A 16,028-nucleotide genomic window follows, 5' to 3' on the forward strand; every position below is an offset into this window, starting at 1 on the left:
AATTGAAACTTAATTTGAAGGCTCTAGAACGGGCGTTCCAGCTTCATTTGGCGGGACTTTGATAATAGCAAAAAAACATCAGAGGCCAAGAGTCATTAGTAAAAATATTGTGCAGTATTAGTTGGGCTGAAGGGTAACTGCCTGGGCTCAAAACAGTGCCATCTGCCCGCCGGGCCGACAGAACGCCGAGCAGTCCAGCGTTTGCGCCTCGCGGCCGGCAAAATCCAGCCGGCGCATGGCCCGAGAGAAGCGCTGCTGCAACAATTCGGCAAACACTCCTTCACCGCGCATGCGGCTGCCGAACCGGCTGTCGTAAAGTTCGCCGCCGCGGCTCTGGCGGATCAGGCTGAGCACGTGCGCGGCGCGCTGCGGGTAATGATCCTGCAACCACTGTTCGAACAACGGCGCTACCTCCAACGGCAAACGCAACATCATGTACGCCGCACTTTGCGCTCCGGCCTGCTTGGCCGCTTCAAGCAGATGCTCCAGCTCGCTGTCGTTGATCATCGGGATCATCGGCGAGCACAGCACGCCGACCGGGATACCCGCTGCGCGCATCACCCGGATCGCCCGCAGGCGTGCCTTGGGCGCTGCCGCACGCGGCTCGAGCACACGTTTGAGCTCATCATCGAGGGTGGTCAGGCTGATCATTACCCGCACCAGGCGCTGCTGAGCCAGCTCGGTGAGCAGGTCGAGGTCACGCAGAATCAACGAGCCTTTGGTGACGATGGTGACCGGATGGCGAAAGCGCAGCAGTACCTCCAGCAAGCGCCGGGTCAGCAACTGCTCACGCTCGATGGGCTGGTACGGGTCGGTGTTGGAGCCAAGGTTGATCGGTGCACAGACGTATCCCGGCTTGCTCAGCTGTTGTTCGAGCACTTCGGCAGCGTTGGTCTTGGCAATTAGCTTGGTTTCGAAATCCAGCCCTGGGGACAAATCCCAGTAAGCATGGCTGGGCCGCGCATAGCAGTAGATGCAGCCGTGCTCGCAACCGCGATAGGGGTTGATCGAACGGTCGAAGGGCAGGTCGGGGGAGGTGTTGCGGGTGATGATGGTCTTGGCGGTTTCGCTGCGGATCTCGGTGCCCTGGGTGAGCGGCACCTCTTGATACCAGCCGTCATCCTCCGCCACCGATACGCTTGGCGCAAATCGGTTATGAGGATTGTCGGCGGTGCCACGACCGCGCACAGGAGAGACTGACATGAGCATACTCGGAGCACTGTTTTTATATACAGTACTCCGATTGCGCAGCCAATGCCATGACCGCCCGGCGCTCAGTTACTCGCTGGGCTTTTTCAACTTGGGGTTAGGGAAAAACTGCACCGTCTGCACCTTGACCGGCTCAGCCTTGACCGCCTGCTGGTTGACCCGTGTGCCCAGCTCCTTGGGCACCGACAGGCCCTGCTCGTTGAGCGTATCGGTAAACCCGCAGGCGACGCACTCTCGGTGCGGTACGCCGTCTTCGCTCCACATGGTCAAGCGATCCGGCTCGCTGCACGCCGGGCAGACCGCCCCGGCGATAAAGCGTTTTTTGGTCTTGCTCACAGGCACCTCACTCATGCCGCTGCATCCTCGCTCAAGCCGCAGTGACGCAGCAGGGCATCGATCGACGGCTCGCGGCCACGGAAGTCGACAAACAGTACCATCGGCTCACGCGAACCACCGCGGGCGAGGATCGCCTCACGGAAGGCGCGGCCGGTTTCGGCATTGAGTACGCCTTCTTCTTCGAAGCGCGAGAAGGCATCAGCCGACAGCACTTCGGCCCATTTATAGCTGTAGTAACCGGCAGCGTAACCGCCGGCAAAGATGTGCGCGAAGCTGTTCGGGAAGCGGTTGTAGGCCGGCGGACGCATCACCGTGACTTCATCACGCACGCCTTCCAGCACCTCCAGCGCGCTGCGACCGTCGCCGTGGGTGGCGTGCAGCTCGAAATCGAACAGCGAGAACTCGAGCTGGCGCACCATCATCATGCCGGACTGGAAGTTCTTCGCTGCGAGCATCTTGTCGAGCAGGTCCTGCGGCAGTGGCTCGGCGGTCTCGAAGTGGCCCGAGATCAACGCCAGGCCCTCGGGCTCCCAGCACCAGTTTTCCATGAACTGACTTGGCAGCTCGACCGCATCCCAGGCCACACCGTTGATGCCGGATACGCCGGCATGCTCGATGCGGGTCAGCAGGTGATGCAGGCCGTGGCCGAATTCGTGGAACAGAGTGGTGACTTCATCGTGGGTCAGCAGCGCCGGCTTGCCAGGCGCGGCCGGGGTGAAGTTGCACACCAGGTTGGCCACCGGGCTCTGCAGGCTGCCAGCCTCGGTACGGCGGCGGTCGCGCGCGCCGTCCATCCAGGCACCGCCACGCTTGTTGGCGCGGGCATAAAGGTCGAAGAAGAAGCGCCCGACGTGCTCGCCGTTCTCCTTGATCTCGAACAGGCGCACGTCCGGGTGCCAGCTGTCGAAGCCCTTGAGTTCGGCGATTTCGATGCCGTACAGGCGCTGGACGATGGCGAACAGGCCAGACAGCACCTTGTCGATCGGGAAGTAGGCACGCAGGGTTTCCTGCGAAACGCTGTAGCGCTGCTCGCGCAGCTTCTCGCCGAAGTAACCGACGTCCCAGCTGGCCAGTTCAGGGCAGCCTTGCTCGGCAGCGTAGGCCTTGAGCTGTGCCAGGTCCTGCGCGGCAAACGGCTTGCTGCGCTTGGCCAGGTCCCGCAGGAAGCTCAGCACCTGGTCGCTGGACTCGGCCATCTTCGTCGCCAGGCTCAGCTCGGCGAAGTTCGGGTAACCGAGCAGCTGCGCCAGCTCCTGACGCAGGTCGAGGATCTCGTTCATGACCGGGCCGTTGTCGAACTGGCCGGCGTTCGGGCCCTGGTCCGAAGCGCGGGTGCAGTAAGCGGCGTACAGTTCTTCACGCAGGGCGCGGTCGTTGGCGTAGGTCATCACCGCGTAGTAGCTGGGGAATTCCAGGGTGATCAGCCAGCCATCGAGGCCCTTGGCTTGCGCAGCGGCAGCCATCTGCGCCTTGGCCGATTCGGTCAGGCCGGCGAGGGCGGCTTCGTCGCTGACGTGCTTGCTCCAGGCCTGGGTGGCGTCGAGCAATTGGTTGGAGAAGCGGCTGCCCAGCTCGCTGAGCTTGCTCTGCACTTCGGCATAGCGCTGCTGTTTGTCCGCCGGCAGGTCGATACCCGACAGGCGGAAGTCACGCAGGGCGTGCTCGAGGATGGTCTTTTGGGCGACGTCGAAGGTCGCCGACTCGGGGCTGTTGGCCAGGGCTTCATAGGCCTGGAACAGCTCGCGGTTCTGGCCCATCTCGGTGGAGTAGGCGCTCAAGGCAGGCAGGCACGACTCATAGGCCTCGCGCAGCTCGGCGCTGTTGCACACCGCATTGAGGTGGCTGACCGGGCTCCAGGCCGCGCCGAGGCGGTCGTTGAGTTCGTCCATCGCCAGCACCAGGCCAGCCCAGGTAGGGTGCTGGCCCTGGCTTTTGAGAATTTCAGCGATGGCTTTACGGTTATCGGCAAGGATCTGTTCGATCGCCGGCAACACGTGTTCGGCACGGATTGCCGAGAAGGGCGGCAGATCGTAGGACTGCAGAAGCGGGTTGTTCGCACTCACGGTTTGGATACCTTGGCAGGAGAAACATGGGACCATCTTAATTACAATCGACGCCGTCCGCAGCAGGCAGCCCGCCTATTGGCATTCAAGAGAGGCGCTATCATGGCCATTCGTAGCTTTCAGCAACACACTCCGATAGTTGGACCCCGGGCCTTTGTCGACCGTTCGGCGGTGGTGCTGGGCGACGTGCAGATCGGCGAGGACAGCTCGGTATGGCCGCTGACCGTGGTGCGCGGCGACATGCACCGCATCCGCATCGGTGCGCGCACCAGCGTGCAGGACGGCAGCGTGCTGCACATCACCCATGCCGGCCCGTTCAACCCGGACGGCTTCCCACTGATCATCGGCGACGAGGTGACCATCGGTCACAAAGTCATGCTGCATGGCTGCACCCTGGGCAATCGCATCCTGGTCGGCATGGGCAGCACCATCATGGATGGCGCGGTGGTCGAGGACGAGGTGATCATCGGCGCCGGCAGCCTGGTGCCGCCGGGCAAGCGCCTGCAAAGCGGTTACCTGTATGTCGGCAGCCCGGTCAAACAGGCGCGGGCACTGACTGACAAGGAGCGGGCGTTTTTCCCGTACAGTGCCGCCAACTACGTCAAGCTCAAGGACCTGCACCTGGCCGAAGGCTACGACCGCCCGGAATGACGCCTTCGCGGCGCCCATCCGCACAACCGAGAGACTCCATGCACCAGCAGACCATTCTTTTCGACCTGGACGGCACCCTGACCGACCCGCGTCTGGGCATTACCCGTTCGATCCAGTACGCCCTGGCCAAACTGGGCATCGACGAGCCGGACCTGACCCGCCTCGAGCACTTCATCGGCCCGCCCTTGCTGCAGGCCTTCATGCAGTTCTACGAGTTCGACGAGGCCAAGGCATGGCAGGCGGTGAACTTCTACCGCGAGCGCTTCAAGGTCACCGGGCTCTATGAAAACAGCGTGTATGCCGGCGTGCCCGAGCTGCTCCAAGCGCTCAACGAGCAAGGCCGCACGCTGTATGTAGCCACCTCGAAGCCGTGGGAATTTGCCCGCGAAATTGCCCGCCACTTTGCCTTCGACCATCACTTCAAGGTGATCTACGGCAGCGAGCTGGATGGCACGCGCACCAACAAGGTCGAGCTGATCGCCCACCTGCTCGAGCAGGAAGGCCTCGACCCGGCGCATACCCTGATGATCGGTGACCGCAAGCACGACCTGATCGGCGCGCGCAGCAACGGCGTGCAGGCCGTGGCGGTGGGCTACGGCTTCGGCAGCCGCGAAGAGCTGACGGCAGAAGCGCCAGCCTTCCATTTCGAAACGCTGGCTGAACTGCATCAGGCGTTTATCAGGGCCTGATCAGCTTCGCCGACGGCTGCGCAAGCTTGCCCAGCTCAGCTTTACGCTGTGCCAGGGGCAGCTTGCCCAGCTGTTCAACCACCTGATAGAACCGCGGCCAATCCCCGCCGACCTGCTGGAACAATGCCGCAAAGGCCGGCACCCATTGGTCATAAAGGCCGAAGGGCAACAGCTTGGCATTGCTCATTGGTGCGTAGATCCAGGCGTCATAGCGTTTGTCGCCCGCCCATTGACCATCGCGCAGCTGCCGGTACTCGGCGCGCAGACGGGCAAACTCGGCTTGCTTGGCCGCTCGCTTGGCGGCATCGGACAGTTGCCCCGCGTAGAGCTGCTGCAATCGCTCGCGGCTATCGAGCACCAGCTGAATGAACTGCTCGCGTTGCCGTGAAGTGTCTTCGCCAACCGCTGCAAGGCCACGGGCGGCGCGCCATTGCCGCGTGCCTTGCTGCTCGACGAAAGTGGCAAAGGACTCGTTGAACTCGGTGTCATCCTTCACGTAAAAGCGCTGGTGTGCCAGCTCGTGAAAGATCAACGAAGCCAGCCGCTCGTCACCCCAGCCAAGCATCGACGACAGCAGCGGGTCATCGAACCAGCCCAAGGTCGAGTAGGCTTCGACACCGCCGACATACACGTCCAGCCCTTGCTGGCGCATCAACGCCGCCGCACCGCGCGCTGCGCCTTGGCGGTAGTAACCGCGATAGGCCACGCAGCCGGCAATCGGGAAGCAGTGAGTGATTGGCTGCAACGACAGCTCAGGCGTGGCGAACACGTTCCATACCACGTACGGCCGGCCCAGATCGGCATACACCCGGTAGCTGCGGTTATCCGGCAGCTTCAGCACACCGCTGGCAAACACTCGGGCCCTCTCGGCGTGCTCAAGCCGCTCGCGCAACACCGGATCTGTCGCCGGGTCGCGCAGCAGCTGCTCGACCGGCTGGCGCGCACGCAGCAACTGCAATTGGCCCGCGGCCAGTTGGCTGTAGTAACTCACGCTGCTGCAACCGCTCAGCAGAACAAGCGCCAGTACGGGAACCAAAGGTGAGAAAACGCGGTCGAGTGCCCCAAGGCCTGAGCGCTGACTAAAAAGATCGTAAAGCATCGCCGCTGTTCATCTCGCTCAAGGTTGTGCAAAGCCACAGACTATCTCGCCAAGAGGGAGTATCGCCATGCGTGCACCGATAGCCATCGGCGCCTTACTGCTGTTGTCGGGTTGCTCGACCCTGCCCGATGCCGACCCGAGCAAAGCCTGGGTCGACCTCGAACCGAGCGATGACACGGCGCTGCATGCCGTGCAGGTCGACGAGCGCGACTGGCAAGACAACCGTTACTTCGAGGTCGAGCCCGGCAAGCATGAGCTGACCGTGCGCTATCAATTCCCGGTAGCGCCGAGCAACATTGGCCCGGTGGCCGAGCCGCTCTGGCGCGACTGTCAGCTGAATGTCGACTTCAAGGACTTCAACGCTGGCCAGCGCTACAGCCTGCAAGCAGGCAGCATCGGCTTCAGGCCATGGCTGAAACTCTACGATGAGCGACAAAAGCTGGTAGGCCAGGGTGCACCGGCGGGCTGCCAACGCAGCTGATGGCGACGATTGGCGCTATGCTCAAGGCTTGTAACCTGCAAGTGGGAGTTCCACCATGCGCCAGCCCATGATGCTGATCGCCCTGAGTACACTTGGGGCCTGCGCCAGCCCCTTGCCCCCCGTTGACCCAAAACAGGCGTGGGTCGACCTCTACACCATGACCCCCGGCAAGGTGATCATGGCTGACCGCCTCGATGGCAAGCGCCTCGACGACGGCCGCTACTTTCAGGTACCCCCCGGCCAACACGAGCTGAGAGTGCGTTTTGACTATGAGCTCAGTGGCGGGCTGTTCACTACTGACCCTACCCAGCGCACCTGCTACCTGACCGTACGTTTCGACAACTTCGAAGCCGGCCAGCGCTATCGCCTGGAGGCCAGGGCGCCAGCCATGCAGCCGCAGGTGTACCTCTACGACACCAGTCGCAAAGTGTTGGTAGATGAGCCCAGCGACGTGTTTTGCATCCCGTAACGAAAATGGGGCTGCTCGAGTCCGAGCAGCCCCATGGCATCAACCGTTACTGATCATTCTTTTGATAAATGATCTTCTTGCTGCCACCTTCACAGCTGCCCACCACCATGTTCTGGTCGGTGACCTCACTGTTGGCAACAATCTCCAGGGTGTAGGAGGCTACGCCTCGGGCCTGGATCTTCGCTTCGATTTCAGCTTTGAGCTCTTCGCAGGGCTTCACTGCAGCTAACGCAGAAGTAGCGAGCAGCGAAGCCAGCAGGGCGATTGCAACGCGAATCATGGGACGGCTCCTGGAGCGGCAGGCCAACTGCCGACAATCCTTAGACTACAACAAACCGCCCCAGTTGCGCCGCCTCAGCCCTCCAGTGTGGCGTCGAGGCTGATCTGCGCATTGAGCACTTTCGACACCGGGCAACCGGCCTTGGCCTTGTTGGCGATCTCGGTGAACTGCTCTTGGCTGGCGCCTGGCACCTTGGCCTTGAGGATCAGGTGCACGGCGGTGATGGCGAAGCCGTCGTCCTGTTTGTCGAGGGTGACTTCGGCGGTGGTGTCGATGCGCTCTGCGGTCAGGCCAGCCTCACCGAGCATCATCGACAGTGCCATCGAGAAGCAGCCGGCGTGGGCAGCGCCGATCAGTTCTTCAGGATTGGTGCCGGGGGTGTCTTCAAAGCGGGTATTGAAGCCATAAGGGTTCTGCTTGAGCGCGCCGCTCTCGGTGGACAGCATGCCTTTGCCATCCTTCAGACCACCTTGCCATACCGCTGATGCTGTCTTTTTCATGGTGTCCCCTGAACATTTGCTTGCGTGTAGGTAAAGATTGAGAGGACACCACCTACGGCAAGTTCAGAACAATCCGCAGGCAAACATTGAATACATCGAATCTGCCCATACAGAGTCTACAAGGCTAACGCCCTTTACTTTTTTGCGGAGGCAGCGATGACGCAGTTGCGTGATCTGAAGATTTCTACCCTCGACCTGGTCCCGGTACGCGCCGACGCCGGCCCAGCTCAATCCCTGCACAATTCACTGGACCTGGCGCGCCACGTCGAACGCTTTGGCTACAACCGCTTCTGGGTGGCTGAACACCACAACATGGACGGCATCGCCAGCTCGGCCACCTCGGTGCTGCTCGGCTACCTGGCCGGCGGCACCTCGACCATCCGTGTCGGCGCCGGCGGGGTGATGCTGCCCAACCATGCACCACTGGTGATCGCCGAGCAGTTCGGCACCCTGGCCAGCCTCTATCCCGGCCGTATCGACCTTGGCCTGGGGCGTGCGCCCGGCTCTGACCAGATGACCGCCCGCGCCCTGCGCCGCGAGCGCTCGGGCAGCGCAGACGACTTCCCAGATGATGTCGAAGAACTGGTGCGCTACCTCGGCCCACGCACGCCTGATCAAAAAGTGATCGCCGTGCCGGGGTATGACACCGAGGTGCCGATCTGGCTGCTCGGTTCCAGCCTGTTCAGCGCCCAGCTGGCTGGCATACGCGGCTTGCCTTACGCCTTTGCCTCGCACTTTGCGCCGCGCTACATGCATGAGGCGATTCGCACCTACCGTAATCACTTCAAGCCGTCGACGGTGCTCGACAAGCCCTATGTGATGCTCGGCGTGCCGATGGTGGTCGCTGATACCGACGAGACAGCCGAGTATCTGGCGACCTCGGTATATCAACGCATCCTCGCACTGATGCGTGGGCAGAGCCTGATGCAGCGCCCACCGGTGAGCACCATGGACGGCCTGTGGCTGCCCCATGAGCGCGAAGCGGTGATGAGTTTCCTGGGTCTGGCGATGATCGGCAGCCCGCAGAAGGTGCGGGCCAAGGTCGAGGTGCTGCTGGAGCAGACCGGTGCTGATGAGCTGATCTTCACCTGTGACCTTTACGAGCACGCCGACCGCATCCGGTCGTACGAACTGCTCGCGCAGGCGCTCAAGGCCGACTGAGTGCAGATGCGATTGGGGCTGCAGAGCAGCCCCAATTGGCCATTACGCAGGCAATATTACTTGCGCGTGTAGACGATTTCCTTGGTGCCGCCCTCGCAAGAGCCGACCACTTTGCCCGCTGGATCACCCTTGTCGATGATCTCCAGCGTGTAACCACTCACCCCTTTGGCATCCAGCTTCGCCGCAATCTCTGCCTTGAGCTCCTCGCACGGTTTGCCTGCGGCCATGGCACCACCGGCCAGCATCAGCAAACCCATCGCCATCAGTAGCTTGTTCATCGATCGCTCTCCTTGTTCAGATCAATCAAACAGGGCGCAACCCGCGCCCCTGAACTGTATTACCCCATCCCTCACGGACACTCTAGCCCGGTAGTGTTTCAGCTCTCGGCAATACGGAAGCCAACCTTCAAGGTGACCTGGAAGTGCGCGACCTTGCCATTCTCGATATGGCCGCGGGTTTCGGTGACTTCGAACCATTCCAGATGCTTGAGGCTCTTGCCGGCCTCGGCGATAGCGTTGTTGATGGCGTCCTCTACACTGGTCGTGGAAGACCCAACCAGCTCGATTTTCTTGTACGTACGATGCTCAGACATTAGCGCGTTCCTCGAGTGATTACCGCAGATGAGCCTAGCAGTGCAGGCCTGATTTACCTGCGAGCGGTCAATTCGAGAAAAAGTTCGATCGCACTTTTGCCGCGCGGCACAGTCGCACTAGTTACTGCCACTTACCATTGCGAAGGAGAGTCAACATGGCCCGCAACACCCTGCGTAAGACATCGCTGCAAAGCATGGAAGCCGAGATCGAGAGCCTCCTCAACACCCTCGAGACGCTCAAGAATGACGCCTCCGAAGAATCGCAAAAGTCCCTCAAGGCCATTCGCGGTAACGCCGAAAACGCCCTGAAACACTCGCGCAGCGTCATCAGCGACGCCTATGACGAGGTCAAGACCCGCACCCGTCAAACCGGCATCGCTACCCGTGACTACGCCCAAGAGCACCCATGGACTGCCGCCGGCGTTGCGGTTGGCGCACTGGGCCTGCTGGCGGCTTACCTACTGACCAAACGCAACTAAGCCATCTGCTCCAGCTCGCGGCGCAGCCACTGCGCCAGTTGCTCGGCGCGCCCATCTGCGGCGCGCCGCGGCACCCACAGCGCCAGCGCGGCGTTGGTGGGCGAGAACCCCCAGGGTGCAATCAAACGCCCGGCACGCAAGTCGTCCGCTACCAACGGTTGCGGTGCAATCGCCACGCCCAGGCCTGCCACGGCCGCCTCCAGCAAATAATACAAATGCTCGAACGCCTGCCCCAGCTGTAGCTCGCTCGTGCTCAGCCCATGCTGCGCCGCCCAGGTAGGCCAGGCTTGTGGTCGCGAGGTGGTGTGCAGCAACGCTTGCTGCAGCAATGCTGCGGCTGGAGCGTTGCGCAGGCTCTGCGAACCCGCAAAGTGCGGGCTGAGCACCGGGCCGATGCGTTCTGCAGCCAGGACATGGACCTGCATATCTGCCGGCCACGGCGGCTCGGCGTACACCAGCAGCGCATCCAGCCCCGGCCGGCGCGGATCGAGGTCGCCTTCACCCGCCGACAGGTGCAGGCGCAGCGCCGGCAGCTCGGCATTCAGTCGCCCAAGCCTGGGGATAAACCAGCGCGCCAGCAGGCTGCCCGAGCAGCCCAGCACGAACGGCGCTTCGCTGACATCCCGGCTCAGCTCGGCACACACGCCGCGCAGGCGGTCGAAGGCATCGACACTGGCATCGCGCAGGCGCACGCCGGCATCTGTGAGTTTGACGCCACGCCCATCCTTGACGAACAACGCCACCCCAAGATGCTCTTCCAGCACCTTGATCTGCCGGCTGACCGCGCCGTGGGTCACGTGCAGCTGTTCGGCGGCCTGGCTGACGCTGTTCAGCCGGGCGGTCGCTTCAAATGCCCGCAGAGCATTCAGGGGAGGAAGGTCGTGGCGCATAACCCGTGAGATTTCCTGACATGTTTGCGCAATCTTATCGGTTTTCAGCCGAGCGCAGTGAAGTTAGAGTAAAGCCCATCAGTCATCCATATCGCCTTGGAGCGCTCCATGACCCAGACCCAATTCCGCGCTGGCCCCGACGCCGACGGCCTGTTCGGCTCGTTCGGTGGCCGCTACGTGGCAGAAACCCTGATGCCGCTGGTGCTGGACCTGGCCCGCGAATACGAAGCGGCCAAGGCCGACCCGGCGTTCATCGAGCAGCTGGCGTACTTCCAACGTGATTACATCGGCCGGCCCAACCCGCTGTACTTCGCCGAGCGCCTGACCGAGCACTGCGGCGGCGCGCAGATCTACTTCAAGCGCGAAGAGCTCAACCACACCGGCGCGCACAAGGTTAACAACTGCATCGGCCAGGTACTGCTGGCCAAGCGCATGGGCAAAAAACGCCTGATCGCCGAAACCGGCGCCGGCATGCACGGTGTTGCGACTGCCACTGTGGCTGCCCGTTTCGGCCTGCCGTGCGTGATCTACATGGGCGCCACCGACATCGAGCGCCAGCAAGCCAACGTGTTCCGCATGAAGCTGCTGGGCGCCGAGATCGTTCCGGTTACCTCCGGCACCGGCACCCTCAAAGACGCCATGAACGAAGCGCTGCGCGACTGGGTCACCAACGTCGACGATACCTTCTACCTGATCGGCACCGTTGCTGGCCCGCACCCTTATCCTGCGATGGTGCGCGACTTCCAGTCGATCATCGGCAAGGAAACTCGCGCCCAGATGCAGGAAAAACAAGGCCGTCTGCCAGACAGTCTGGTGGCCTGCGTCGGTGGTGGCTCCAACGCCATGGGCCTGTTCCACGAGTTCCTCGATGACGCCAGCGTGCAGATCATCGGCGTTGAAGCCGGCGGCCATGGCGTCGACACCGACAAGCACGCCGCCAGCCTCAACGGCGGCGTACCGGGCGTGCTGCACGGCAACCGCACCTACCTGCTGCAGGACGGCGACGGTCAGATCACCGATGCCCACTCGATTTCGGCAGGCCTGGACTACCCCGGCATTGGCCCGGAGCATGCCTTCCTGCACGAAGTGAAGCGGGTCGAGTACGTCAGCATCACCGACGACGAAGCGATCGATGCGTTCCACGCCACGTGCCGTCTGGAAGGCATCATCCCGGCGCTGGAAACTGCCCACGCCCTGGCTGAAGCCATCAAGCGCGCGCCGACCCTGCCTAGCGACCACTTGATGGTGGTGTGCCTGTCCGGCCGTGGCGACAAAGACATGCAAACCGTGATGAACCACATGGCCGCCCAGGAGAAACAGGCATGAGCCGTCTCGAACAACGCTTTGCCGACCTCAAGGCCGAAGGCCGCTCGGCGCTGGTCACTTTCATCACTGCCGGCGACCCTGGCTACGACACCTCACTGGCCATCCTCAAGGGCCTGCCAGCCGCCGGTGCCGACGTGATCGAGCTGGGCATGCCGTTCACCGACCCGATGGCTGACGGCGTGGCGATCCAACTGGCGACCTTGCGCGCCCTGGACGCCGGCCAGACCCTGGCAAAAACCTTGCAGATGGTTCGCGAGTTCCGCGTCGACAACCAGACCACGCCAATCGTGCTGATGGGTTACTACAATCCGATCCACCGCTTTGGCGTAGAGAAGTTTGTTGCCGAGGCCAACGAGGCTGGCGTTGACGGCTTGATCATCGTCGACCTGCCGCCTGAACATGACGCCGAGCTAGCTACCCCGGCGCAGGCAGCAGGCATCGACTTCATTCGCCTGACCACACCGACCACCGACGATGCGCGCCTGCCGCGCGTGCTCGAGCGCAGCTCGGGGTTCGTCTACTACGTTTCGGTGGCCGGCGTCACCGGTGCAGGTTCTGCTACCAGCGAGCACGTCAGCGAGGCGCTGGCGCGTCTGCGTCGCCATACTGACCTGCCGATCAGCGTCGGCTTTGGTATCCGCACCCCTGAGCAAGCAGCGGCGATCGCGCGCCTGGCTGAAGGTGTGGTGGTTGGCTCGGCGCTGGTCGACAAGATCGCCAACGCCAGCAGCAACGAGCAGGCCGTCAACGATGTGCTGAGCCTGTGCTCGGCGCTGGCTGAAGGCGTACGCTCGGCTCGTCGCTGAGGTGACCTGGGCCACTCGCGCTGCTGCAGCGCGGATGGCCCTGCTTCACTCCTCGAAGATCGACAGGTCCAACGGTCGTAAAGCGCCCATCCAGATCGCATGATCACGGTGATCGGCCAGCTCATCGCCAGTCAGCGGGTGCAGAAACACCACCAGCCCGCGCCGATATAACGCCAACCACGGCAGCACCACGCCCACCACCTCCGGCGCAAACGCCAGCTGGCAGCTCCAGTCCGGGTGCGGCCCTACTGGCTTCTGATGCATGCGCCCCATGCTCACGGGAAACAGCCGTGTCGCCTCCTCGCACAGCTCCCGCGCCTGCTCCATGCTCTGCGCGTCGTAATAGACGTGCGCGTGGTAACCCTTGATTCTCTGCACGTTAGCTCCTGATTACGCTTCCACCGCCACCGCCGGCAAGGCAGTGATGCAATGAAAAGATAGCCGAGACCGCAGAGCAGCCCAACCTCTTAACGGTTGCGCTCTTGCTCCAGCCAATCCACAAACCGCTCGATCAACGCCCCACGGCGCTTGCGCGGCGGTAATACCACGTAATACCCGCGGTCCGAGCGCAAACTCCCCGCCAATGGCCGGCACAACAACCCTTGTTCCACCAGCCCGTCCACCAAATGCCCCCAGCCAATCGCCACGCCTTGCCCGGCAATCGCCGCCTGAATCAGCAGCGTGTAGTTATCAAAGCGCAATTGCCCAGCCGGCGCTGGGCTGGACACGCCAAAGCCGCGAAACACCCCCGCCCAGTCAAACCAGCGGCTGGCCTGCTCGCCCTTCAAATGCAGCAACGGCAACCGTTGCAAAGCCGAGGCTGACAAGGGTTTGCCATCAGTCATCCGCGGGCTGCACACCGGGAAAACCTCCTCATCGAACAACCAGCGGCTCTCCCCCTGATGGAAACGCCCATCGCCGAACAGCACCGCCACGTCGATGTCAGGGCGCAACATGCCCTGACTACGTTCACCGGTCACCAGGCTTACATCCACCTGTGGATAAGCCTCATGAAAGCGCTGCAGCCGCGGCATCAGCCAGAATGCTGCGAAGGCAAAGTCAGTGGCCACCTGCAGCACCTCGCGTTGGCCGCGGCCGCTGGCCTGGGCGATGCCGTCATCCATCGCCTGCAGGCCCTGGTGCACCTGTTCGAACAACAACTGGCCGGCTTCGGTGAGCTCAATGCCCCGATAAATACGGTCGAACAGGCGCGTGCCAAGCGTTGCTTCCAGGCGCTTTACCTGCTGACTGACTGCCGGCTGGGTGGTGCCAAGCTCCAATGCAGCGGGGGTAAAGCCACGCAGGCGCGCGGCCGCTTCGAACACGCGCAAGGTATCCAGCGACAGCGCGGCAAGGTGCTCAAACATAAGCTCAGCTAATCCCAGTCATTGCCCGCCATGGGCTTTACCCATGTTATCGGAAGTCGCATCTTGAAAGGCACGCGGATCGCATAACCTTCGACAATGGAAGCCAACATGACGCGCCCGAATATCCTGTTCATCATGGCCGACCAAATGGCCGCACCCCTGCTGCCAATCTATGCCCCTTCGCCTGTGCAGATGCCTCATCTGAGCCGGCTGGCGGAACAGTCGGTAGTGTTCGATTCAGCCTACTGCAACAGCCCATTGTGCGCGCCGTCCCGCTTCACGCTGGTCAGCGGCCAACTGCCCAGTCGCATCGGCGCCTACGATAATGCTGCCGATTTTCCCGCCGATGTACCGACCTATGCGCACTACCTGCGCCGCTTGGGTTACCGCACTGCGCTGTCAGGCAAAATGCACTTCTGCGGCCCAGACCAGCTGCACGGTTACGAAGAGCGGCTGACCAGCGACATCTACCCAGCCGACTATGGCTGGGCGGTGAACTGGGACGAACCGCACGTGCGTCCGAGCTGGTTCCACAACATGTCTTCGGTGCTGCAGGCGGGGCCGTGCGTGCGCACCAACCAGCTGGATTTCGACGAAGAGGTGGTGTTCAAAGCGCGCCAGTACTTGTACGACCATGTGCGCGAGAACGATGGGCGACCGTTCTGCCTGACGGTGTCCATGACCCACCCGCACGACCCCTACACCATCCCCAAGCGATATTGGGACCGCTATGAGGGTGTAGATATTCCGATGCCCACCGGGCTCAGTCAGGCAGAACAGGACCCCCACTCACAGCGCCTGCTGAAGGTTTATGACCTGTGGGACAAGCCGCTACCTGTGGATAAAATTCGCGATGCCCGCCGAGCCTACTTTGGCGCCTGCAGCTACATCGACGACAACATCGGCCAGCTGCTGCAGACCCTGGAGGAGTGCAACCTGGCCGACGACACCTTGATCGTGTTCTCCGGCGACCACGGCGACATGCTGGGCGAGCGAGGCCTCTGGTACAAGATGCACTGGTTCGAGATGTCGGCGCGGGTTCCGCTGCTGATCCATGCGCCCAGGCGCTTTGCTGCAAGCCGGGTGAGCGCCTCGGTATCAACCTGTGATCTGCTGCCGACATTGGTAGAGCTGGCCGGTGGCGCTGTGGATAAAGACCTGCACCTTGACGGCCGCTCACTGCTCGGCCATCTGCAAGGGCAGGGCGGTCACGACGAAGTGATCGGCGAATACATGGCTGAGGGCACGGTCGGCCCACTGATGATGATCCGCCGCGGGCCATACAAGTTCGTGTACAGCGAAGACGACCCCTGTCTACTCTATGACCTGAGCCGCGACCCGCACGAGCGGGAGAACCTCACGGGCAGCCCGGATCACCAGGCGCTGCTGCAGGCGTTTGTCGATGAAGCACAAGAGCGCTGGGATGTCCCCAGCCTGCGCCAGCAGGTACTGGCCAGCCAGCGCCGCCGCCGGCTGGTCGGCGCAGCGCTCGCCATCGGCAAGCTGAACAGCTGGGACCATCAACCCTGGGTAGATGCCAGCCAACAGTACATGCGCAACCACATCGATCTCGACGACCTCGAGCGCAAGGCACGTTACCCACAGCCCGCACCCCTGGATTGAGAAGAGA

20 protein-coding genes are annotated in these 16,028 nt (G+C 62.4%); 9 read left to right on the top strand and 11 right to left on the bottom strand.

Going from position 1 to position 16,028, the window contains the following annotated elements; translation table 11 throughout:
* Positions 1–147: 147 nt before the first annotated feature.
* The 3 genes from IDM28_RS22490 to prlC form a co-directional block, all read right to left on the bottom strand.
* Entirely contained in the window at positions 148–1,203 is a 1,056-nt protein-coding gene (locus IDM28_RS22490) for a PA0069 family radical SAM protein (RefSeq protein ID WP_409035098.1), read from the bottom strand.
* A 75-nt stretch (positions 1,204–1,278) separates the two neighbouring features.
* Positions 1,279–1,560, bottom strand: a complete 282-nt coding sequence (locus IDM28_RS22495) for a YheV family putative zinc ribbon protein (RefSeq protein WP_101322733.1) — start codon at positions 1,558–1,560, stop codon at positions 1,279–1,281.
* Positions 1,557–3,608, bottom strand: a complete 2,052-nt coding sequence (gene prlC, locus IDM28_RS22500; RefSeq protein ID WP_150572338.1) for an oligopeptidase A — start codon at positions 3,606–3,608, stop codon at positions 1,557–1,559. Before prlC ends, IDM28_RS22495 begins: the two co-directional genes overlap by 4 nt.
* A 102-nt stretch (positions 3,609–3,710) precedes the next feature.
* Between prlC and IDM28_RS22505 the strand changes: the two genes are divergently transcribed.
* Together IDM28_RS22505 and IDM28_RS22510 are read left to right on the top strand one after the other, a co-directional pair.
* On the top strand, positions 3,711–4,259 hold the full coding sequence (locus IDM28_RS22505) for a gamma carbonic anhydrase family protein (protein WP_101322735.1): 549 nt from the start codon (positions 3,711–3,713) through the stop codon (positions 4,257–4,259).
* Between the two features lie 38 nt (positions 4,260–4,297).
* Positions 4,298–4,948, top strand: a complete 651-nt coding sequence (locus IDM28_RS22510) for an HAD family hydrolase (RefSeq protein WP_101322736.1) — start codon at positions 4,298–4,300, stop codon at positions 4,946–4,948.
* On the opposite strand, the gene IDM28_RS22515 is transcribed toward IDM28_RS22510, so the two are convergent.
* The gene (locus IDM28_RS22515; RefSeq protein ID WP_188036908.1) at positions 4,938–6,047 is read right to left on the bottom strand and encodes an aminopeptidase; all 1,110 of its coding nucleotides are present in this window, start codon (positions 6,045–6,047) and stop codon (positions 4,938–4,940) included. The genes IDM28_RS22510 and IDM28_RS22515 overlap by 11 nt on opposite strands.
* Before the next feature lie 67 nt (positions 6,048–6,114).
* On the opposite strand from IDM28_RS22515, the gene IDM28_RS22520 reads away from it, so the two are divergent.
* The gene (locus IDM28_RS22520) at positions 6,115–6,528 is read left to right on the top strand and encodes a hypothetical protein (protein ID WP_150570266.1); all 414 of its coding nucleotides are present in this window, start codon (positions 6,115–6,117) and stop codon (positions 6,526–6,528) included.
* Positions 6,529–6,583: 55 nt separating this feature from the next.
* Entirely contained in the window at positions 6,584–6,997 is a 414-nt protein-coding gene (locus IDM28_RS22525; RefSeq protein ID WP_101322739.1) for a hypothetical protein, read from the top strand.
* 46 nt (positions 6,998–7,043) lie between these two features.
* On the opposite strand, the gene IDM28_RS22530 is transcribed toward IDM28_RS22525, so the two are convergent.
* Complete coding sequence (locus IDM28_RS22530) at positions 7,044–7,277, bottom strand: DUF1161 domain-containing protein (RefSeq protein ID WP_101322740.1); 234 nt, start codon at positions 7,275–7,277, stop codon at positions 7,044–7,046.
* Between the two features lie 74 nt (positions 7,278–7,351).
* Positions 7,352–7,777 (bottom strand): OsmC family protein, encoded by a 426-nt coding sequence (locus IDM28_RS22535; RefSeq protein ID WP_103435463.1) that lies wholly within the window; start codon positions 7,775–7,777, stop codon positions 7,352–7,354.
* 156 nt (positions 7,778–7,933) lie between these two features.
* Here IDM28_RS22535 and IDM28_RS22540 point away from each other — a divergent pair, with 156 nt between their 5' ends.
* Positions 7,934–8,938 (top strand): LLM class flavin-dependent oxidoreductase, encoded by a 1,005-nt coding sequence (locus IDM28_RS22540; RefSeq protein WP_150572340.1) that lies wholly within the window; start codon positions 7,934–7,936, stop codon positions 8,936–8,938.
* 56 nt (positions 8,939–8,994) lie between these two features.
* Here IDM28_RS22540 and IDM28_RS22545 read toward each other — a convergent pair whose 3' ends face one another.
* Positions 8,995–9,216 carry a DUF1161 domain-containing protein gene (locus IDM28_RS22545; RefSeq protein ID WP_101322743.1) on the bottom strand — a complete coding sequence of 74 codons (222 nt, stop codon included), beginning with the start codon at positions 9,214–9,216 and terminating at the stop codon, positions 8,995–8,997.
* 98 nt (positions 9,217–9,314) lie between these two features.
* The gene (locus tag IDM28_RS22550; protein ID WP_101322744.1) at positions 9,315–9,530 is read right to left on the bottom strand and encodes a dodecin; all 216 of its coding nucleotides are present in this window, start codon (positions 9,528–9,530) and stop codon (positions 9,315–9,317) included.
* A gap of 155 nt (positions 9,531–9,685) precedes the next feature.
* Here IDM28_RS22550 and IDM28_RS22555 point away from each other — a divergent pair, with 155 nt between their 5' ends.
* Positions 9,686–10,009, top strand: a complete 324-nt coding sequence (locus IDM28_RS22555) for a YqjD family protein (RefSeq protein ID WP_101322745.1) — start codon at positions 9,686–9,688, stop codon at positions 10,007–10,009.
* Here IDM28_RS22555 and IDM28_RS22560 read toward each other — a convergent pair.
* On the bottom strand, positions 10,006–10,899 hold the full coding sequence (locus IDM28_RS22560; RefSeq protein ID WP_188036909.1) for a LysR family transcriptional regulator: 894 nt from the start codon (positions 10,897–10,899) through the stop codon (positions 10,006–10,008). The genes IDM28_RS22555 and IDM28_RS22560 overlap by 4 nt on opposite strands.
* 108 nt (positions 10,900–11,007) lie before the next feature.
* Here IDM28_RS22560 and trpB point away from each other — a divergent pair, with 108 nt between their 5' ends.
* The gene (gene trpB, locus IDM28_RS22565; RefSeq protein WP_101322747.1) at positions 11,008–12,225 is read left to right on the top strand and encodes a tryptophan synthase subunit beta; all 1,218 of its coding nucleotides are present in this window, start codon (positions 11,008–11,010) and stop codon (positions 12,223–12,225) included.
* Positions 12,222–13,031 carry a tryptophan synthase subunit alpha gene (trpA, locus tag IDM28_RS22570; RefSeq protein ID WP_150572344.1) on the top strand — a complete coding sequence of 270 codons (810 nt, stop codon included), beginning with the start codon at positions 12,222–12,224 and terminating at the stop codon, positions 13,029–13,031. Before trpB ends, trpA begins: the two co-directional genes overlap by 4 nt.
* Before the next feature lie 45 nt (positions 13,032–13,076).
* Here the strand turns inward: trpA and IDM28_RS22575 are convergent, their stop codons facing one another.
* On the bottom strand, positions 13,077–13,409 hold the full coding sequence (locus tag IDM28_RS22575) for a DOPA 4,5-dioxygenase family protein (protein WP_101322749.1): 333 nt from the start codon (positions 13,407–13,409) through the stop codon (positions 13,077–13,079).
* A gap of 89 nt (positions 13,410–13,498) precedes the next feature.
* Complete coding sequence (locus IDM28_RS22580; protein ID WP_101322750.1) at positions 13,499–14,398, bottom strand: choline sulfate utilization transcriptional regulator; 900 nt, start codon at positions 14,396–14,398, stop codon at positions 13,499–13,501.
* Positions 14,399–14,506: 108 nt separating this feature from the next.
* Between IDM28_RS22580 and betC the strand changes: the two genes are divergently transcribed.
* On the top strand, positions 14,507–16,021 hold the full coding sequence (gene betC, locus IDM28_RS22585) for a choline-sulfatase (RefSeq protein WP_188036910.1): 1,515 nt from the start codon (positions 14,507–14,509) through the stop codon (positions 16,019–16,021).
* Positions 16,022–16,028: the final 7 nt, after the last annotated feature.

Origin of the sequence: Pseudomonas sp. EZ-C24, assembly GCF_014525325.1 — a bacterium.
In the GTDB taxonomy this organism is placed as follows: domain Bacteria; phylum Pseudomonadota; class Gammaproteobacteria; order Pseudomonadales; family Pseudomonadaceae; genus Aquipseudomonas; species Aquipseudomonas shirazensis.

Coding starts and splice junctions, on each gene's coding strand:
- IDM28_RS22490 (WP_409035098.1), bottom strand. CDS start 1,203: ATGTCAGTCTCTCCTGTGCGCGGTCGTGGCACCGCCGACAATCCTCAT.
- IDM28_RS22495 (WP_101322733.1), bottom strand. CDS start 1,560: ATGAGTGAGGTGCCTGTGAGCAAGACCAAAAAACGCTTTATCGCCGGG.
- IDM28_RS22505 (WP_101322735.1), top strand. CDS start 3,711: ATGGCCATTCGTAGCTTTCAGCAACACACTCCGATAGTTGGACCCCGG.
- IDM28_RS22510 (WP_101322736.1), top strand. CDS start 4,298: ATGCACCAGCAGACCATTCTTTTCGACCTGGACGGCACCCTGACCGAC.
- IDM28_RS22515 (WP_188036908.1), bottom strand. CDS start 6,047: ATGCTTTACGATCTTTTTAGTCAGCGCTCAGGCCTTGGGGCACTCGAC.
- IDM28_RS22520 (WP_150570266.1), top strand. CDS start 6,115: ATGCGTGCACCGATAGCCATCGGCGCCTTACTGCTGTTGTCGGGTTGC.
- IDM28_RS22525 (WP_101322739.1), top strand. CDS start 6,584: ATGCGCCAGCCCATGATGCTGATCGCCCTGAGTACACTTGGGGCCTGC.
- IDM28_RS22530 (WP_101322740.1), bottom strand. CDS start 7,277: ATGATTCGCGTTGCAATCGCCCTGCTGGCTTCGCTGCTCGCTACTTCT.
- IDM28_RS22535 (WP_103435463.1), bottom strand. CDS start 7,777: ATGAAAAAGACAGCATCAGCGGTATGGCAAGGTGGTCTGAAGGATGGC.
- IDM28_RS22540 (WP_150572340.1), top strand. CDS start 7,934: ATGACGCAGTTGCGTGATCTGAAGATTTCTACCCTCGACCTGGTCCCG.
- IDM28_RS22545 (WP_101322743.1), bottom strand. CDS start 9,216: ATGAACAAGCTACTGATGGCGATGGGTTTGCTGATGCTGGCCGGTGGT.
- IDM28_RS22550 (WP_101322744.1), bottom strand. CDS start 9,530: ATGTCTGAGCATCGTACGTACAAGAAAATCGAGCTGGTTGGGTCTTCC.
- IDM28_RS22555 (WP_101322745.1), top strand. CDS start 9,686: ATGGCCCGCAACACCCTGCGTAAGACATCGCTGCAAAGCATGGAAGCC.
- IDM28_RS22560 (WP_188036909.1), bottom strand. CDS start 10,899: ATGCGCCACGACCTTCCTCCCCTGAATGCTCTGCGGGCATTTGAAGCG.
- trpB (WP_101322747.1), top strand. CDS start 11,008: ATGACCCAGACCCAATTCCGCGCTGGCCCCGACGCCGACGGCCTGTTC.
- trpA (WP_150572344.1), top strand. CDS start 12,222: ATGAGCCGTCTCGAACAACGCTTTGCCGACCTCAAGGCCGAAGGCCGC.
- IDM28_RS22580 (WP_101322750.1), bottom strand. CDS start 14,398: ATGTTTGAGCACCTTGCCGCGCTGTCGCTGGATACCTTGCGCGTGTTC.
- betC (WP_188036910.1), top strand. CDS start 14,507: ATGACGCGCCCGAATATCCTGTTCATCATGGCCGACCAAATGGCCGCA.